This window comes from Abiotrophia defectiva ATCC 49176, from assembly GCF_000160075.2.
Classification (GTDB): Bacteria; Bacillota; Bacilli; order Lactobacillales; family Aerococcaceae; genus Abiotrophia; species Abiotrophia defectiva.
The window spans coordinates 221800-239468 of the sequence record NZ_KI535340.1 but is presented as its reverse complement, the minus strand read 5'-3'; the positions used below and the strand labels follow the sequence as shown (position 1 = coordinate 239468).

The following is a 17669-nucleotide window of genomic DNA, read 5'->3' as shown; positions in this document are numbered from 1 at the left end:
GCTAGGTGGTTGGAGGAGGACGAAAGCGTTAGAGGCTTAAGGGTTGAAGGAAACATGGACATGGTCGTAGTGGTTGGCTGTGTCTCCACCACGGTCTGGCATTAGGTTCCAGGTATTCGCTGGCCCATAGTAACTATCGTAGTTAGCGTAGAAACGTTGTTTCCAGATGACATAGTTGATGTCATTGCTTTCCATATCGGAAGTGGCATAGTTGGCAATCTGGTCACCTAGCTCGGTATTGTCGTTGACTACGAAGTCAACTGCCAAGCCCTTGCCATGGTCATCGTTAGAGCCTGGACGGTAGAGGCTGAAGTTGGTGACGCCAAACTTATCCGCGACTTCTTCCTTGTACTCAGCTACTTTTGGCTGCAAGCCTTGGTTGGCTGGGTTGGCAGCCGCCCGGGCAGCATAGTCAGTTGAAGCTGGCTGATCTTGAGCCGTTTGGTCTTGAGCAGGCTGGGTCTGAGCTGGCTGCTCTTGAGTCGCTTGGTCTTGAACTGGTTGTGTTGCTTGCTCCTGACTCGTTTGCTCTTGAGCCGTTGGGTTGGCCTCAGCTTGCTGACTAGGACTTTGTTGGCTTTCTTGGCCATCTGTTGGCGTATTGGTTTGATTTACTCCTGTAGGATTGGCAGGCGCAGCGTCACTTGCATCTTTTTCTAGCTGCTTAGCCTGAGTAGGCGCCTCAGCACGAGTTTCTTCTTGTACGGTTGGTAAACCAGATTCCTTGACATCGTCGCCGATGACAGGGGCTTGATCAGCATTGGTTTGATTTGGACTTTGGGCTGGTTTTTCTGGCTTAGCAGGTGTTTGAGGTGTCGCTGGTTTGTCAAGATTGGTTGGCTTGACTTGGTTATTTGGCGTTTGAGGGCTAGTAGCTGTCGGTTGAGCAGGTGTCACAGCCTCTGGCTGGCCAGGAATTTGGGTGACCGGAGACAAGTCTTGGCTAGCAGCTTCCTGATTTTGGGCAGGGCTTTCCTCGACAAGTGCTTGAGCTTGCGGGTTAGTTGGGGCAGTCGCCTGGTTTTGATTAAAGTCTACCTGGCTAGTTTGGCCATCAATAGTGACCGTATTTTGCGTCAAGTCAGCCCGAACACTAGGACTTTCTTGATTTTGGTCTGGGGTTTGAATTTCCAGACTAGTCACTTTGTGGTTACTATCTAAGGTAGCCGTTAAAACAGTACCTGGGAAAATTAAATCGGCGTCTGCAATTTCATTAATAGAAACTAAAACTTGAAGGTCGACTTCAAGGGCTTCTGCGATGGCTGAGAGGGTGTCACCATATTGAACTGTATAGCTTAGCTTGTCAGCTTGCTTGGAAATATCTTCTTTAATTTGGCTGACCGTCCGAGGCGTCCATTGGGAGGCTTCTTGGGCTTGAGCTGGAGTCAAGGGGAGTGCGAGTAAAGCCGCTGCTGACGTTAAGAGCAGTGTTCTTTTAAGTGTTAATTTCATAATCACGCTTCCTTTGCTTGTTGATGAGACCATCATAGCATAGAAATGGACAAAAGTGGTCTGTTTTATCTGGACTTAATCCAATCATAGGCTCCTTGTAATCTCTTTTTTCACATGGCGACTAGGCGGGACAAAGCTGTAATATATGAAATAGCAAAGTTCTCAAGCTAGCTTAGTCAAGGGCTTAAAATTTAGTCTATTTTCCTGGCTTAGGGCTTGATTTTTCCTAGCTTTTATCGTATATTTAGAGACGTGGTCGTTTGTTGCTTTATCGATGTTCGGCTACTTATAACACCCCGGCTCAGTTTAACGAATCACCAACGTTTTACTTAGCTTGTGGGATACTATATCGGAAAGAGGTGAAACTGAGATGGCATTATCAAAAGAGCGTAAAAATGAAATCATTAAAGCTTATGCTACTCACGAAGGGGACACTGGTTCTCCAGAAGTACAAGTTGCGGTTTTAACTGAAGATATCAATATCTTAACTGACCACATCCGTACTCATAAGAAAGACTATCATTCCTACCGCGGTTTGATGAAGAAAGTTGGGCGTCGTCGCCACTTGCTTTCTTACCTGCGTGAGAAAGATATTCAACGTTACCGTGAATTAATCCAACGTTTAGGTTTACGTCGTTAATTTTGGTAGCAGGGCGGCTACGGCCGCCTTCTTTTTTTAGAGCTTTACCATGGAATATGTGCTAACCAAATAAGAGCCGACCAGGGCGGCTTGGCCAGTTCTTATTTGATTAGTCATGTTCCATTATCAAGGGAGCTAATCCCAATTTATAAGGAGGACATTCCATGTCAAACAAACATGTATTTTCTACAACTTTAGCGGGCCGTCCGCTATCTGTGGAAATTGGCGAATTAGCCAAACAAGCTAACGGCGCTGTCTTGGTTCGCTACGGCGACACCGTAGTTTTATCTGCAGCCGTTGCTTCTAAGAAAGCCGGGACCGGCGACTTCTTCCCCTTAACTGTTCACTACATCGAGAAGATGTATGCAGTCGGTAAAGTCCCAGGGGGCTTCATCAAGCGTGAAGGCCGTCCATCTGAAGCGGCCACCTTAACTAGCCGTTTGATCGACCGTCCCTTACGTCCAATGTTCCCAGAAGGCGTTCGTAATGAAATTCAAATTACCAACACCGTTTTATCAGTTGACCAAGACTGCACCCCAGAAATGGCTGCTATGTTAGGGGCATCTCTGGCCTTGGCTGTGTCAGACATTCCATTTGACGGGCCTGTTGCCGGTGTTAACGTAGGGCGCGTCAATGGGGAGATTGTTATCAACCCAACGGTTGCCCAAGCAGAATTATCTGATATCGAATTAACGGTTGCCGGTACGGCGACTGCCATTAACATGGTGGAATCTTCTGCTAAAGAAGTGTCAGAAGCCGATATGTTAGAAGCCTTACTCAAAGGTCATGCAGCCATCAAGGAATTGGTAGCCTTCCAAAATGAAATCGTCGCTCAAATCGGTAAAGAGAAATTCGAGTTTACCTTGGCAGAAGTGGCGCCAGAAGTGGCGGCTCAAGTAGGGGAACGCTACAAGTCTCGCATGATTCAAGCCATCCAAACCCAAGAGAAGAAAGCGCGTGAAGCAGCTGTTGACGCTGTTATGGAAGAAGCAACTGAATTCTTTGCAGCAGTTTACGCTGACCGTGATGACTACGATCAACTTATGAAGGACGTATCCACTGCCTTACACGACTTAGAGAAGGACGAAGTTCGTCGTCTCATCACTAAGGAACGTGTTCGTCCAGACGGTCGTCGCATCGATGAAATCCGTCCATTGAGCTCTTCTGTGGCCCTCTTGCCACGCGTTCATGGTTCTGGTCTCTTTACTCGGGGACAAACCCAAGTCTTAACTGCTGCTACCTTGGCACCGCTCGGTGAGCACCAAGTAATCGATGGTTTAGGCATAGAAGAAGGCAAACGTTTCATCCACCACTACAACTTCCCTAACTTCTCTGTCGGCGAAACAGGTCGTGTGGGTAGCCCAGGTCGTCGTGAAATTGGTCACGGTGCCTTAGGTGAACGCGCCCTCAAACAAGTGATTCCTGCGCCAGAAGATTTCCCATACACTATTCGGTTGGTATCTGAAGTCTTGGAATCTAACGGTTCTTCTTCGCAAGCAAGTATCTGTGCCGGTACTTTGGCCCTCATGGATGCAGGTGTGCCAATTAAGGCGCCAGTTGCAGGGATTGCCATGGGCTTGGTCATGGAAGGGGAAGACTACACCGTCTTAACCGATATTCAAGGTCTGGAAGACCACCTAGGCGATATGGACTTCAAGGTTGCCGGGACAGCTGCCGGGATTACGGCCTTGCAAATGGATATCAAGATTCAAGGGATTACCGAAGCCATCTTAACCGAAGCTCTGACGCAAGCTAAGAAGGCCCGTTTAGAAATCTTGGATGAATTGGTATCTACCTTACCTGAAGCTCGTAAGGAATTGAGCCCATATGCACCTAAGATTGATATCATCCAAATTAACCCAGATAAGATTAAGGTGGTCATCGGTCGTGGTGGGGAAACCATTAACGGTATTATTGACGCAACTGGCGTTAAGATTGATATCGACCAAACGGGTAATGTCTCCATTGCGTCTAGCGACCAAGATATGATTAACAAGGCTCGTCAAATGATTGAAGACTTAGTTCGTGAAGTTGAAGTAGGCCAAGTCTACACTGGTAAAGTTAAGCGTATTGAGAAATTCGGTGCCTTCGTAGAAGTCTTGCCAGGTAAAGACGGTTTGGTTCATATTTCTGAATTGGAACACCGCCGTGTGGCACAAGTCGAAGACGTGCTCAAGATTGGCGATGTTGTAGAGGTCAAAGTCATTGAAATCGACAACCAAGGTCGAATCAACTTGTCTCGTAAGGTCCTCTTACCTAAAGACTAATTCACTATCATCACTCAGGCTAGGAAGATTTTCCTAGCCTTTTTTGTATGCTTATGACTTTGTCACAAGCAAACACGAACGTTAAGTTGACAAGTGATAACAAAGTTCGAATATCCCTTTTATTTGCTAGCCAGGAATCCTATAATAAGGGTAGATAGGACTTAAGAAGCTTTGCCTAGAGAAAGGGTGTTAGTGTGGTAAAAGTAGCAGTCATTATGGGGTCCAAGTCAGATTACGCCACCATGGTCGAAACCTGTCAACTATTGGATCAATTCGGGATTCCTTATGATAAGAAGGTCGTAAGTGCCCATCGGACGCCAGATTTGCTGGTTAGCTTTGCTAAAGGAGCAAGACAAGCTGGCTATTCATTGATTATCGCTGCAGCAGGAGGGGCTGCCCATTTACCGGGGATGGTTGCGTCTATGACAACTTTGCCGGTTATTGGTGTGCCCATTAAATCTTCGACTCTAAGCGGCCTTGATTCCCTCTATTCCATCGTCCAAATGCCCTATGGCGTGCCCGTCAACACCATGGCCATTGGAGTGGCCGGGGCAAAAAATGCGGCCGTCAGTGCCTTGGCTATGTTAGGCATGACGGATCCAAGCTATGCCCAAGTTTATCAAGATTTTAAGTTAGAACAAGAACGCCTAGTATTGGAAGAGATGACACTATGAAGATAATTTTACCTGGTCAAACCATTGGCATTATTGGAGGCGGTCAGCTTGGGCGCATGTTGGCTATGAGCGCCAAGGAAATGGGCTATAAGATCGCCATCCTGGACCCAAGCAAAGATGCTTGTGCCCGTCACTTTGCTGACACCTTCATCCATGCGGATTTTGATAACCGTAATGGATTAGAGCGCCTCTGCCATATCTCGGATGTCGTGACTTTTGAGTTTGAGAATATTGACAGTGACCTCCTGGCTGAACTAGAAAAAGACTACCATATTGTGCAGAGCGCGAGCCTACTCAAGACCGCGCAACACCGCTTGCTAGAAAAGGAATTTGCCCGTTCACTAGGTATTGAGACGGTTGATTACCAGTATGTAGATGAAGACACGACTGGCGTCCAAGTAGACGGCACCTATCTCATGAAGACAGTGCGTTTTGGCTACGATGGCAAGGGACAAAGTCGGATTACAGAGGCCAGTCAGGTTCAACCCTACACCTTGCTAGAACGTCTGGTGCCACTGGATAAGGAAATCTCTGTGGTGGCCTACAAGGACCGGACGGGTATTGGTATCGTGGCAGTCGTTGAAAATGAGCACCGAAATAACATTCTCTACCGGTCCATCGTCCCGACGACAGCAAGTCCAGAACAGGAAGCACAAGCCATTGATTACACTCGTCGTATTCTAGAAGCGGCTGATTATTATGGCGTCTTAACAGTTGAATTCTTCATTTCCCAAGGTCGCGTTATCTTTAATGAAATGGCGCCACGGGTCCATAATTCGGGCCACATCACCATGCAGTCTGCCAATAAGTCCCAGTTTAGAGCCCATATTGAAGCTATTTGTGGACTAGAAGTTGGGCCCATTCACAATCAAGCAACTACCCTCTATAACATCCTAGGTCAGGACTTGAGCTACTTCCTCAAGCTGATTCAAGAGCGACCAGTCCACCTACATCTCTATGAGAAAGAGCCACGTCAGGACCGTAAGATTGGCCATATTAATTTCCCAGGACATATTAGATTGGAGGAACCCTTCATTGGATAAGCGAATTTTTGTTGAAAAGCGTGAGCAGTATAGACAGGAAGCTAGCCAACTCATGGATAAGCTGAATAGTGAGTACGGCTTGGGCTTAGAGGACTTACATGTCTATGTTATCTATGATATTTACGGCATCGACTCCGCCACTTATGAGCAAGCCAAGTCTTCCGTCTTCTCCGAAGTCATGATTGACCAAGTCTATGAAGATTTGGACTTAGTGTCTGGCCACTACCTAGCTTATGAAGTCCTGCCAGCCCAATATGATCAACGGGCAGACTCTGCCATGCAGGCGATTGCCCTCCTCAATCAAGAAGCCAAAGTCTTGGTTCGTAGCGGTAAACTGGTTACCTTTGACAAGGCCTTGAGCACTCAAGCCTTAGCCCAAGTAGAGAAATACTTGGTGAACCCAATTGAAGCCCGCGTCAAGGATTTATCAGTATTGGAATTCTCGCTGGACTCTGAACCAAAGCCACTTAAAGATTTAAGCGGCTTTGGCAACTTTGGCGACCAAAAATTACTGGCACTTAAGGCTGACTTGTCTTTGGCCATGAACCTGGAGGATTTACGTTTCATTCAGGGCTATTTTGTCAGCGAAAAGCGAGATCCAACTGAGACGGAAATTTATGTCTTGGACTGCTACTGGAGCGACCACTGCCGTCATACCACCTTTGAGACAGTCTTAGATCAAGTCATCATTAATTCCGATAAGTTCCAAGTACAAATGCAGGAAGCCTTTGACTACTATGTAAAAATTCGCGGCGAGTTAGGGATTACTAAGCCCATGACCTTAATGGATATGGCTAGCATCATGGGCAAGTACCATGTTCGGGTTCTTAAAGACCAAGCCATTGAAGTCAGTGAAGAAATCAATGCCTGCTCCTTCTTCGTAACCGTCAATAATAAAGGGCAGGAAGAAGAATGGCTAGTTCAATTTAAGAACGAAACTCACAACCATCCGTCTGAAATTGAGCCTTTCGGGGGTGCTTCAACCTGTATTGGGGGCGCTATCCGCGATCCACTATCTGGGCGTTCCTATGTCTATCAAGCCATGCGGGTCTCCGGTAGCGGCAATATCTTGCAAAAACGGGAAGAGACTCTAGAAGGTAAGCTGCCTCAGGTGACCATTTCGACCGGGACTGCCCATGGTAATTCCTCTTATGGTAACCAAATCGGCCTAGCTACTACCTTTGTCCGCGAGCTCTATGATGATTCTTATGTAGCTAAACATATGGAAGTAGGGGCTGTTGTCGGGGCGGTTAAGGTGGGTAATTACCAACGCCAAAGCCTAGTTCCTGGCGATATTGTGGTCATGATTGGGGGCCGTACAGGACGTGACGGCATCCAAGGGGCCAGCGGCTCTTCTGTCGAACATACCAGTGATTCCCTAGAGACCGCAGCTAGCCAAGTTCAAAAAGGGAATGCCCCTGAAGAACGTAAGTTACAACGCCTCTTCCGACGTCCAGAGTTAACTCGATTAATTAAGAAATGTAACGACTTTGGTGCTGGTGGGGTCTGTGTAGCCATTGGTGAATTAGCCGAAGGTATTGAAATTCATTTGGATAAGGTTCTGACTAAGTATCAAGGATTGAATCCAACTGAACTAGCCATTAGCGAGTCCCAAGAACGTATGGCAGTAGCCATTGATCCAGCGGACTATCAAGCCTTTGTTGACATGTGCCGGGCCGAAAATATTGAGTATGCCCATGTTGCTACCATTACAGACCGTCGCCGCCTGGAAATGTTCTATGGTCAAGAGAAGGTCGTAGACATGGGAGCTGACTTCCTAGCAACGGCTGGGGTTCGCCAACATGCCAAGGCACGCCTAGTCGATAATGCGGGCGCCAATCCTTTCCTAGCTAAAAAAGTAAGCAAGGAAGCGGTCTTAGCTGAATTAGCTAGTTTGAATGTGACTTGCCAAAAGGGGCTAGCCCAACAATTTGATGCTTCAATTGGTAATAGCACCGTTTTGATGCCATTTGCGGGTAAGCACCAGCTAACGCCTGTTCAAGCCAGTGTCCAAGCATTGCCAACTCTACATTCAACTAGTGACACAGCCACCATCCTGACCTATGGGTTCATTCCTAAAATCTCTCATTACTCCCCATTCTTATCGGCTATCTATGCTGTACTAGAATCAGTTGCCAAGGTCTATGCCGTTGGCGGGACCAAGGAATCTCTCTACTTCTCCTTCCAGGAATACTTTGAAAAATTAGGCCAAGATCCGGCTAAGTGGGGCAAGGTGACGCAAGCCTTGCTAGGTTCTCTAGTAGCCCAAGAAGCGATCGGACGCCCAAGTATTGGGGGTAAGGACTCCATGTCGGGGACCTTCCATGACTTGAATGTTGTGGAAACCTTGATTTCCTTTGCCTGTGCGCCGGTCAAAATTGCCGACGTTATCACGCCAGAACTCAAGGCAGTGGGTAACAAACTTTATCATGTGCAAGTCCTTCGCGATGACCAGGGTTATCCAGACCTGGTAGCCACGATGGCAAACTATGAGAAAGTTCACGCCCTCATTCAAGAGGGAAGTGTCGTCTCTGCTTATGTCCAAGAAGAGGGCAGTCTGATAGCTTCGCTGGTAAAGATGGCCTTAGGAGCTGGTTTGGGCTTTGAGATTGAGTCTGCCAATGCGCTCAACTTTGATGTGGCTTCCTTAGTCATTGAAAGTACGCGGGAGCTAGCAGACTTCACTTACCTAGGCCAAGTTCAAGCAGAGGGCCACTACCAAGTGAATGGTTTAACCTTTAGCAAGGAGGAACTTTACCAAGCCTACACGCAAACACTAGAAGACATCTATCCTCTCTACCAAAACCAAGAGGCAGGCGCGACTGAAAACTTGACGCAAGAGGCAGACCAAGTCTATGCCTACCCAGAATATGTGGACCAAGTTCAAGTGGTTATACCTGTCTTCCCAGGTACCAACTGTGAATACGATAGTGAGCGGGCCTTTGTAGAAGTGGGGGCAAATGCTCAGTCAGTGGTCATTCGTAACCAAAAGCCAGGTGATATTGAAGCCTCTGTCAAAGACTTTGTCGCAGCTGTCAAGGCCAGCCACATTATTTTCTTCCCAGGTGGTTTCTCAAGTGGGGACGAGCCGGATGGTTCAGCTAAATTTATCGTTAACTTCCTCAAGCATCCTGAAGTGACAGCTGCCATCCATGCCCATCTGGCTGACAAGAAGTTAATCCTCGGTATCTGTAATGGATTCCAAGCCCTTATTAAGTCAGGTCTCTTGCCATATGGGCAAATCAAAGACCTAGCCCCTAGCGATTTGACTCTCTATCGCAACGATTCCTATCGTCATATTTCAACCACAGCCGTGACTCGTGTGGCCTCCACTCGTTCGCCTTGGACCCAAGGCTTCCAACCAGGCCAATTGCATGAAGTGGCCTTTAGCCATGGGGAAGGGAAATTGGTTGGCGAGTCCGTGGCAGCTTTCAAAGATTTGGTGGCCTTCCAATATTGTGACTATGAGGGTCAAGCAACGCTAAATGGACGCTTTAACCCTAATGGTTCTCAGCTAGCCATCGAAGGTTTAGTCAGCCCTGATGGCCTGATTCTGGGTAAGATGGGGCACAGCGAACGTTATCATCAAGGACTTTATAAGACCAACACCATTTTAGGTCAGCAATCCATCTTCGCAAATGGGGTTCGCTACTTTAAGGGAGGAAAATAAACCATGAAACTCTTATACGAAGGCAAAGCTAAACAACTCTTTGATACCGGTAATCCTGAGGAAGTCTATGTTCACTATAAGAATAGTGCCACTGCCTTTAACGGGGTTAAGAAGGAAGAATTTGATGACAAGGGTGGACTCAATAACGCCATTACCAGCTTGATTTTTACCTACCTGGCAGAACAAGGCATCCCAACTCATTTTATTAAGCAGGTCAATGAAACCGACCAAGTCTGCCGCCATGTGACCATTATTCCCTTAGAAGTTATTACCCGTAATATAGTGGCAGGTTCCATGGCCAAGAAATATGGGCTAGAAGAAGGACGCCAATTAGCCAAACCAGTCTTTGAATTGAGTTATAAGAATGATGAGCTAGGCGACCCGCTTATTAATGACGACCATGCAGTGGCTTTGGAACTAGTGACGGAAGCAGAACTAGCGCAAATTAAGGACTTAACCGCTCGCATTAACCGTGCTTTGCAAGACTTATTCCTAGCGGCCAACTTGATTTTGGTAGACTTCAAGATTGAGTTTGGTAAGACTAGCGACGGACAGATTATACTAGCCGATGAGATTTCACCTGATACTTGTCGTCTCTGGGATAAGGATACCCGCGACAAGTTAGATAAGGACCGCTTTAGACGCGATCTAGGTGATGTCATGGCAGCCTACAAGGAAGTATTAGGGAGATTAGAAAATGCGCGGAATTAATGAAGAATGTGGGGTGTTCGGGATTTGGAACCATCCCGAAGCTAGCCATGTGACCTACTTTGGTCTCCATAGTCTCCAACACCGTGGCCAGGAAGGGGCTGGGATTGTAGCGGGTTCCAGCCAGGGATTGGATAACCATCGCGGTCACGGTTTGGTGAGTGAGGTCTTTCGTGACGATAGTATTTTGGATCGTCTGTCAGGTGACCGGGCCATTGGCCATGTTCGTTATTCTACCTCTGGTAGCAATCATATTGAAAATGTGCAACCCTTTCTCTTTCATTTCTATGATATGGATTTGGGGATTTGCCACAATGGGAATTTGGTCAATGCTCGCGCTTTACGCAAGCGCCTTGAAGAGCGGGGGGCCATCTTCCATTCTTCCTCTGATACGGAAGTCTTGGTTCACCTCATTCGCCACAGCCAAGCGGAGACCTTCGAAGGTAAACTTCAAGAGGGCCTTAATCAACTGCGTGGCGGTTTTACCTATCTGATTGTCACCAAGGATGCCCTCTATGGAGCGGTGGACCAGCATGCCTTACGTCCTCTAGTAATTGGCAAGATGAAAAATGGGGCCTATGTTGCTGCCAGTGAAACCTGTGCCATTGATGTGGTCGGGGCAGAGTTCGTCTGCAATATTATGGCCGGTCAATATGTTGTCATCAACGATCAAGGCATTCGGATTGAAGCCTATGCGGCACCTCAAGCGCCTGCTGTAACAGCTATGGAATATGTATATTTTGCTCGACCTGACTCAGTCATTGCCGGTCAGAATGTCCATGCCACCCGCAAACGTGCTGGCCGTCTCCTAGCGCAAGAAGCCCCTGCTCAGGCCGACATGGTAATTGGGGTACCTAATTCATCACTCTCAGCCGCTACCGGCTATGCTGAAGTATCCGGATTGCCCTATGAAATGGGCTTGATTAAGAACCAATACGTTGCCCGGACCTTTATTCAACCTACTCAAGAATTACGGGAGCAAGGGGTTCGCATGAAACTATCTGCCGTTAAATCCATTGTGGGCGGCAAGCGAGTCGTCATGGTAGATGATTCCATCGTGCGGGGGACTACCTCGCGGCGGATTGTCCAATTACTTAAGGAGGCCGGTGCCAAGGAAGTTCATGTGCGGATCGCGGCACCACCTATTCTCTTCCCATCCTTCTACGGCATCGATATGTCGACTTCAGGGGAATTGATTTGCGCCAATCACAGTTTGGAGGAAGTTTGCCAACTTATTAATGCAGATAGCTTGGCCTTTCTCAGTGAAGAAGGGCTCAAAGACGCGATTGGCCTAGAAACTGAAGGTCCTAACAAGGGACTCTGCATGGACTGCTTTTCTGCCGACTATGTAGCTGGTCTACACGATTATGAGCAGCAATTCTATGACTCGCTGACCCCAATCCAACAAGCCTATTTAGCCAAAAAGGAGGCCCAACATGAGTAAACACTATGCAGCCAGTGGCGTGAGCCTTGAAGCCGGTTATGAATCTGTCGAACGTATTAAGAAACATGTAGCTAGAACCAAGAATCTTGGCATGCTAGCCTCCATCGGGAGTTTTGGTGGCTGCTTTGATTTGAGCGCCTATCATTTCAAGAATCCCGTCTTGGTAAGTGGTACTGATGGCGTGGGGACCAAGCTTAAGCTTGCTTTTGAATTAGATATCCACAACACTATTGGGATTGATGTGGTGGCTATGTGTGTCAACGATATCTTGGCTCAAGGTGCTAAGCCACTTTTCTTCCTAGATTATCTTGCGGTAGGTAAGAACTATCCAGAGCAAATCGAAGCCATTGTCAGTGGCGTGGCCGATGGCTGCGTCCAAGCCGGCTGTGCCATTGTAGGTGGTGAGACAGCTGAGATGGCGGGCTTCTATGAAGACGGCGAGTATGATATTGCAGGTTTCTGTGTAGGGGCCCAAGAGAAGGACCTCCTACTTTCTCCTGACAATACTCGAGCTGGTCAAGTTGTGGTTGGTCTCCCTTCAAGTGGAGTCCATTCAAATGGTTTTTCGCTTGTTCGTAAGATTATTAGCGACCATGATTTGGACCTCAAGTCAGCCTTTGGCAACTCGACCTTAGGTGAGACCCTCCTAACGCCTACGCGTATCTACGCCAAAGAAGTAGAAGCCGTCATGGCCCAAGTCAAAGTGGCCGGTATTGCTCATATTACAGGGGGTGGCTTCCATGAAAACCTACCTCGTTGCTTGGCACCTGGGCTGGGTATGAGCCTTGATAGCAAGGCCTATCAAGTGCCAGAAATTTTCCACTATTTGAGTCAAGTAGGCCAGGTAGACTGGGAGGAAATGTACCATGTCTTCAATATGGGGGTTGGTCTAGCCTTTGTTCTAGAGCCTGAAGATGTTGAAACCGTCTTGAACCTCCTGCCAGATGCCTTTGTTTTAGGCCAAGTAACTGACCAAGAAGGGATTGTTATCTCATGACCCAAGCCAAAAAACGAGTTGCGATTTTCGCCTCAGGGACCGGGTCTAATTTTCAAGCCCTAGCCGATGACGACCGACTGAAGGAAGTCATGACCATCAGCAAATTAGTCTGTGATAAGCCTGGCGCGCCGGTTGTGGCCAAGGCCCAAAGCCGTGGCATTGACTGCTTTGTCTTTAGTCCTAAGGAGTATGCTAGCAAGGCCGAGTTTGAAGCAGCCATTCTAGAGGCCATTGAGCCAGTTGACCTGATTATTTTGGCGGGCTACATGCGGATTGTTTCTCCTTACCTATTAGAGCATTACAAGGGGCCCATGATTAACTTGCATCCTTCCTTGTTGCCAAAATACAAAGGAGTAGACGCCATTGGCCAGGCCTACCGGGCAGGCGATAGTGAAATTGGCATTAGTGTCCACTATGTCAATGAAGAGTTAGACAGTGGCCAGGTCATTGCCCAAGCCAGTCTCCAACATCCAAGAGATGAATCCTTGGAGGATTTAACGCAACGTATTCACGACTTGGAGCATGAACTGCTGCCTCAGGTTGTCTATCAATTACTAACCCAAGCATGAGAAGGAGGGCAATATGAGTAAAAAACGTGCCTTATTAAGTGTCAGCGACAAGACGGGCTTACTAGACTTCGCCAAGGGCCTAGTGGCTGCTGGCTATGAGTTAATTAGTACGGGTGGGACGGCCACCTTTCTGAAAGATGCAGGACTAGAAGTTTTAGATGTAGCCTCTGTCACTGGTTTCCCAGAGATTTTGGAAGGCCGAGTTAAAACGCTACATCCGGCTATCCATGGTGGACTCTTAGCCAAACGTGACTCTGATTTGCATCGTGAGCAAGTCAGTCAAAATCAAATTGATTATATTGACTTAGTCTGTGTCAACCTCTATCCTTTCGAAGAAACGGTCAAGAAAGCAGGCGTGACGGAAGCAGAAGTGATTGAAAATATCGATATTGGTGGGCCAAGCATGTTACGCTCAGCAGCCAAAAACCATCAAGATGTGACGGTCGTCTGTGATGTGGCAGACTACCCGGCTGTCTTAGCGGAATTAGCAGAGACTGGGCAGGTGTCTGCAGCTACTCGTCGACGCCTAGCCATCAAGGTTTACCATAGAACGGCGGCCTATGATGCGGCCATTGCGCGATACTTTGATCAAGTCGATCACTTAGTGCCAGATATTTTGACCTTGTCTTACAAGCTAGAGGATAGCTTACGCTATGGTGAGAACCCGCACCAAAAAGCTTGGCACTATGTCAGTGATCAAGCTGAAAGCTATACCCTGCAATCAGCTACTCAACTTCATGGTAAGCAAATGTCCTACAATAACCTTCAAGACGCCAGCGCTGCCTTGGATATCCTCAATGAGTTTCAAGGCCAAACAGCCTGTGTTGTCTTGAAACATATGAACCCTTGTGGGGTAGCGCTAGGGGCCAGTGTCAAGGAAGCCTTTGATAAGGCTTATGAGGCGGATCCAGTCTCGATCTTTGGTGGGATTGTTGCGATTAATGGGGTAGTAGATTTGGCGACCGCAGAGCGATTACATGCCATTTTCTTGGAAATCATCCTAGCTGAAGGCTATGAGGCGGAAGCTTTAGACTTGCTTAAGAAGAAGAAAAATCTGCGTCTCTACCAAATTCCACAAGGTGGCAACTTAGCTCAAGCTCAAATTAAGAGTGTGCGGGGTGGCCTCTTGATTCAAGATGCCAACCAAGCCCTAGCAGAAGACTGGCGTCAAGTGACCCATCTTGCCCCAAGTGAGGACCAAAAAGCTGATTTAGAATTTGGTCTTAAAATTGTCAAGCATGTGAAGTCCAATGCTATTGTAGTGGCTAAGAATGGCCAGACACTAGGCATTGGTGCCGGGCAAATGAACCGGGTTGGGGCGGCTAAGCTAGCCCTCGAACAGGCTGGCGACAAGGCTAAGGGAGCCGTACTGGCTTCAGATGCCTTCTTCCCAATGCCAGATAGCCTTGAAATTGCTGCTGACTATGGCATCAGCGCAGTGGTGCAACCAGGTGGATCCATCAAGGACCAAGCTTCCATTGATGTAGCAAATGAGAAAGGTGTGGCCATGGTCTTCTCGACCACACGCCACTTTAAACACTAAGATGGCCAAGGTACTCGTAGTAGGTGCCGGTGGACGTGAGCATGCCATAGCTTACAAGTTCCACCAAGAAGGTCATCAAGTTTTTCTCTTAGGTGATAACCCAGCCGTAGCGGAGTTTGGGACCTGTCTATCTCTTACCGAACCTGAGCTTATTGCTTTTTGTCAGACGGAGCCCATTGATTTGGTCTTCATAGGACCGGAAGTATATCTAGTCGATGGCCTAGTGGACCGCCTTCAAGCAGCTGGTATTCGGGCCTTTGGTCCTTCTGCTAAGGCGGCTCAGCTTGAAGGCAGCAAGGTCTTCTCCAAGCAGATGATGTCCAAATACCAGATTCCAACAGCCAAGCATGAGAGCTTTAGCGATTATGAGGCTGCCAAACAATATCTTGCTCAGCAGGCAACTCCTATTGTCCTCAAGGCCGATGGTCTAGCCGCAGGCAAGGGGGTCATCATCGCTCAGACTCAAGAAGAAGCGCAAGAAGCGCTCAAAGCCATGATGCAAGAAGCTAAATTTGCGGACGCAGGTGGCTCAGTCGTTATTGAAGAATTCCTAGAAGGGGAAGAATTTTCCCTCATGTGTTTCGTGTCAGACCGCAAGGTCGTGCCTATGAAGGTGGCCCAAGACCATAAACGGGCCCTAGACGGTGACCGTGGCCTCAACACTGGGGGCATGGGCGCCTATCTGCCCATTTCTCATATCAGCGACCAAGACGTTGCCCAAGGCTTAGAACAAGTGGTTCAGCCTATGGTCGATGCTATGTCTCAAGAAGGCATGCCTTTCTATGGCATCCTCTATGCTGGCCTGATGAAATGTGCCGATGGTGTCAAAACCATTGAATTCAATGTTCGTTTTGGGGATCCAGAATGTGAAGTCCTCCTTCTCCAACTCAAGTCCAGCCTTTACCAGGTAGCTAATGCCGTCATTGATGGCCAGGACTTCCACTTGGAATGGGATCAAGATGCGGTTATTGGCGTGGTTTTAGCCGCCAAAGGTTATCCTGAAGCGAGTGTTAAAGGTAGCGTCATTAAGGGCTTGGATCAGCTAAGTGTACCAGTCTTCCACATGGGGACCCGCAAGGTAGCCAATCAGCTGACCATTAATGGTGGACGTGTCCTCATTGTCTGCGCCAAGGGGACCACACTTGCCAGCGCTAGACAGAAGGTTTATGATGAGATTAAGAAGATTGATTGCCCTGATTTATTCTACCGTCAGGATATCGGCTATCGCTCATTATAAGCGCAGGCTCAAGTAAAGGAGTTATAAGATGTTAGAACGTTACAGTCGCGAACCTATGCGTAGTATTTTTAGTGATGAAAATCGTTGGCGGGCTGCCCTCCAAGTTGAACTATATGCCGCTAAAGCTTGGTCAACCTTAGGTGTAGTCCCTGAAGAAGATGTCCAAGCCCTCTTTGAAAAGGCCGACTTCGACCTAGCGGGAATTCTAGAATTAGAGAAGGAAACCAAGCACGATGTCGTGGCTTTTACCCGCAATGTCTCCAGCTACTTAGGCCCTGAGAAGAAGTGGATTCACTATGGCTTGACCTCAACCGACGTTGTGGACACGGCCTATGGTGTCCTCTATAAAGAAGCCAATGATATTCTCTATCAAGACCTCTTAGATTTCCAGGCCGCGCTCAAGGAAAAAGCACTCAAGTATAAATTCACGCCATGTATTGGTCGGACCCACGGGGTACATGCTGATATCTCTAGCTTCGGGCTCAAATTCGCCCTCTACTATGATGAATTTAATCGTCATATTGAACGCTTCAAGGCTGCTCGTAAGATGGTAGAAGTCGGTAAGATTTCAGGGGCTGTGGGGACTTTCTCCAACACACCACCGGAAGTTCAAGACTATGTCTGCCAAAGCCTGGGTATTGAGTCTAGCCATGTGTCTACTCAGACCCTCCAACGGGACCGGCATGCTGATTATTATGCCACCTTGGCCTTAATCGCGAGTTCGATTGAGAAAATTGGTGTGGAGATTCGGCATCTCCAACGGACTGAAGTGCGAGAAGCAGAAGAGTTCTTCTCCAAAAATCAAAAAGGGTCCAGTGCCATGCCACATAAACGCAATCCAATCTCAAGTGAGAACATGGCTGGTTGTGCTCGGATGATGCGGGGCTATATGCTGGCAGCCTATGAGAATATTCCACTCTGGCATGAACGGGACATTTCCCACTCTAGTGCGGAACGTATCTTATCTATGGATGCAACTAGTCTCTTAGATTACATGTTGGCGCGCTTCACTAAGGTTATCCAAAATCTGACCATTTTCGAAGACAATATGATTAAGAATATCTATGCCACTCATGGTGTCATCTTCGCTCAGCGGACCATGTCGACCTTGATTGAAAAATACGGCTTTGCCCGCGAGCAGGCCTATGACCTAGTGCAACCGCTGGCCATGAAGTCTTGGTTTGAGGCCATTCCTTTCAAGCAACTCTTGCAAGAAGACCCAACCATTCAAGCCACCATGGATGCTGCGACACTTGATTCCTGCTTCGAGTTGGAAGTTCATTTGGTCAATATTGATAAGACTTTCCACCGGATTCCTGGTTTGGAAGACTAGTTTAACTTTCACGGCTTTTGCCTATGAGTTGGTGGACCAACTAGGCGGTCATACCCAAGCTCTAGGTCAAGTCATGCTCTATCAGGATATTT

The 17669-nt window shown here is 47.7% G+C and carries 13 protein-coding genes; 12 read left to right on the top strand and 1 reads right to left on the bottom strand.

Annotated elements, in window-relative coordinates:
* Positions 1 to 36: 36 nt before the first annotated feature.
* Positions 37 to 1452, bottom strand: coding sequence for a LysM peptidoglycan-binding domain-containing protein (locus tag GCWU000182_RS01090; RefSeq protein ID WP_035363844.1), 1416 nt, complete (start codon positions 1450 to 1452; stop codon positions 37 to 39).
* Between the two features lie 370 nt (positions 1453 to 1822).
* Here GCWU000182_RS01090 and rpsO point away from each other — a divergent pair, with 370 nt between their 5' ends.
* The 12 genes from rpsO (at position 1823) to purB (ending at position 17577) form a co-directional block, all read left to right on the top strand.
* On the top strand, positions 1823 to 2092 hold the full coding sequence (gene rpsO, locus GCWU000182_RS01085) for a 30S ribosomal protein S15 (RefSeq protein ID WP_023390881.1): 270 nt from the start codon (positions 1823 to 1825) through the stop codon (positions 2090 to 2092).
* A 164-nt stretch (positions 2093 to 2256) separates the two neighbouring features.
* Entirely contained in the window at positions 2257 to 4359 is a 2103-nt protein-coding gene (gene pnp / locus GCWU000182_RS01080) for a polyribonucleotide nucleotidyltransferase (protein WP_023390880.1), read from the top strand.
* Positions 4360 to 4553: 194 nt separating this feature from the next.
* Positions 4554 to 5033, top strand: a complete 480-nt coding sequence (gene purE / locus GCWU000182_RS01075; protein ID WP_257244464.1) for a 5-(carboxyamino)imidazole ribonucleotide mutase — start codon at positions 4554 to 4556, stop codon at positions 5031 to 5033.
* Positions 5030 to 6076 (top strand): 5-(carboxyamino)imidazole ribonucleotide synthase, encoded by a 1047-nt coding sequence (locus GCWU000182_RS01070; RefSeq protein WP_023390878.1) that lies wholly within the window; start codon positions 5030 to 5032, stop codon positions 6074 to 6076. Before purE ends, GCWU000182_RS01070 begins: the two co-directional genes overlap by 4 nt.
* A complete protein-coding gene (locus GCWU000182_RS01065; RefSeq protein ID WP_023390877.1) occupies positions 6069 to 9746 on the top strand; it encodes a phosphoribosylformylglycinamidine synthase in 3678 nt (1225 codons plus the stop codon). Before GCWU000182_RS01070 ends, GCWU000182_RS01065 begins: the two co-directional genes overlap by 8 nt.
* Before the next feature lie 3 nt (positions 9747 to 9749).
* Entirely contained in the window at positions 9750 to 10457 is a 708-nt protein-coding gene (gene purC, locus GCWU000182_RS01060; protein WP_023390876.1) for a phosphoribosylaminoimidazolesuccinocarboxamide synthase, read from the top strand.
* Positions 10444 to 11898 (top strand): amidophosphoribosyltransferase, encoded by a 1455-nt coding sequence (purF, locus tag GCWU000182_RS01055; protein WP_023390875.1) that lies wholly within the window; start codon positions 10444 to 10446, stop codon positions 11896 to 11898. The genes purC and purF overlap by 14 nt, the downstream gene beginning before the upstream one ends.
* Complete coding sequence (gene purM, locus GCWU000182_RS01050; protein ID WP_023390874.1) at positions 11891 to 12895, top strand: phosphoribosylformylglycinamidine cyclo-ligase; 1005 nt, start codon at positions 11891 to 11893, stop codon at positions 12893 to 12895. The genes purF and purM overlap by 8 nt, the downstream gene beginning before the upstream one ends.
* Positions 12892 to 13464, top strand: a complete 573-nt coding sequence (gene purN / locus GCWU000182_RS01045; RefSeq protein WP_023390873.1) for a phosphoribosylglycinamide formyltransferase — start codon at positions 12892 to 12894, stop codon at positions 13462 to 13464. The genes purM and purN overlap by 4 nt, the downstream gene beginning before the upstream one ends.
* Positions 13465 to 13477: 13 nt before the next feature.
* A complete protein-coding gene (purH, locus tag GCWU000182_RS01040; RefSeq protein WP_023390872.1) occupies positions 13478 to 15007 on the top strand; it encodes a bifunctional phosphoribosylaminoimidazolecarboxamide formyltransferase/IMP cyclohydrolase in 1530 nt (509 codons plus the stop codon).
* Between the two features lies 1 nt (position 15008).
* Positions 15009 to 16244: a phosphoribosylamine--glycine ligase gene (purD, locus tag GCWU000182_RS01035; protein ID WP_023390871.1), complete on the top strand. Its 1236-nt coding sequence runs from the start codon at positions 15009 to 15011 to the stop codon at positions 16242 to 16244.
* Between the two features lie 28 nt (positions 16245 to 16272).
* Entirely contained in the window at positions 16273 to 17577 is a 1305-nt protein-coding gene (gene purB / locus GCWU000182_RS01030) for an adenylosuccinate lyase (protein ID WP_035363841.1), read from the top strand.
* The last annotated feature ends 92 nt before the right edge of the window (positions 17578 to 17669 follow it).

Coding starts and splice junctions, on each gene's coding strand:
- GCWU000182_RS01090 (WP_035363844.1), bottom strand. CDS start 1,452: ATGAAATTAACACTTAAAAGAACACTGCTCTTAACGTCAGCAGCGGCT.
- rpsO (WP_023390881.1), top strand. CDS start 1,823: ATGGCATTATCAAAAGAGCGTAAAAATGAAATCATTAAAGCTTATGCT.
- pnp (WP_023390880.1), top strand. CDS start 2,257: ATGTCAAACAAACATGTATTTTCTACAACTTTAGCGGGCCGTCCGCTA.
- GCWU000182_RS01070 (WP_023390878.1), top strand. CDS start 5,030: ATGAAGATAATTTTACCTGGTCAAACCATTGGCATTATTGGAGGCGGT.
- purC (WP_023390876.1), top strand. CDS start 9,750: ATGAAACTCTTATACGAAGGCAAAGCTAAACAACTCTTTGATACCGGT.
- purF (WP_023390875.1), top strand. CDS start 10,444: ATGCGCGGAATTAATGAAGAATGTGGGGTGTTCGGGATTTGGAACCAT.
- purM (WP_023390874.1), top strand. CDS start 11,891: ATGAGTAAACACTATGCAGCCAGTGGCGTGAGCCTTGAAGCCGGTTAT.
- purN (WP_023390873.1), top strand. CDS start 12,892: ATGACCCAAGCCAAAAAACGAGTTGCGATTTTCGCCTCAGGGACCGGG.
- purH (WP_023390872.1), top strand. CDS start 13,478: ATGAGTAAAAAACGTGCCTTATTAAGTGTCAGCGACAAGACGGGCTTA.
- purD (WP_023390871.1), top strand. CDS start 15,009: ATGGCCAAGGTACTCGTAGTAGGTGCCGGTGGACGTGAGCATGCCATA.
- purB (WP_035363841.1), top strand. CDS start 16,273: ATGTTAGAACGTTACAGTCGCGAACCTATGCGTAGTATTTTTAGTGAT.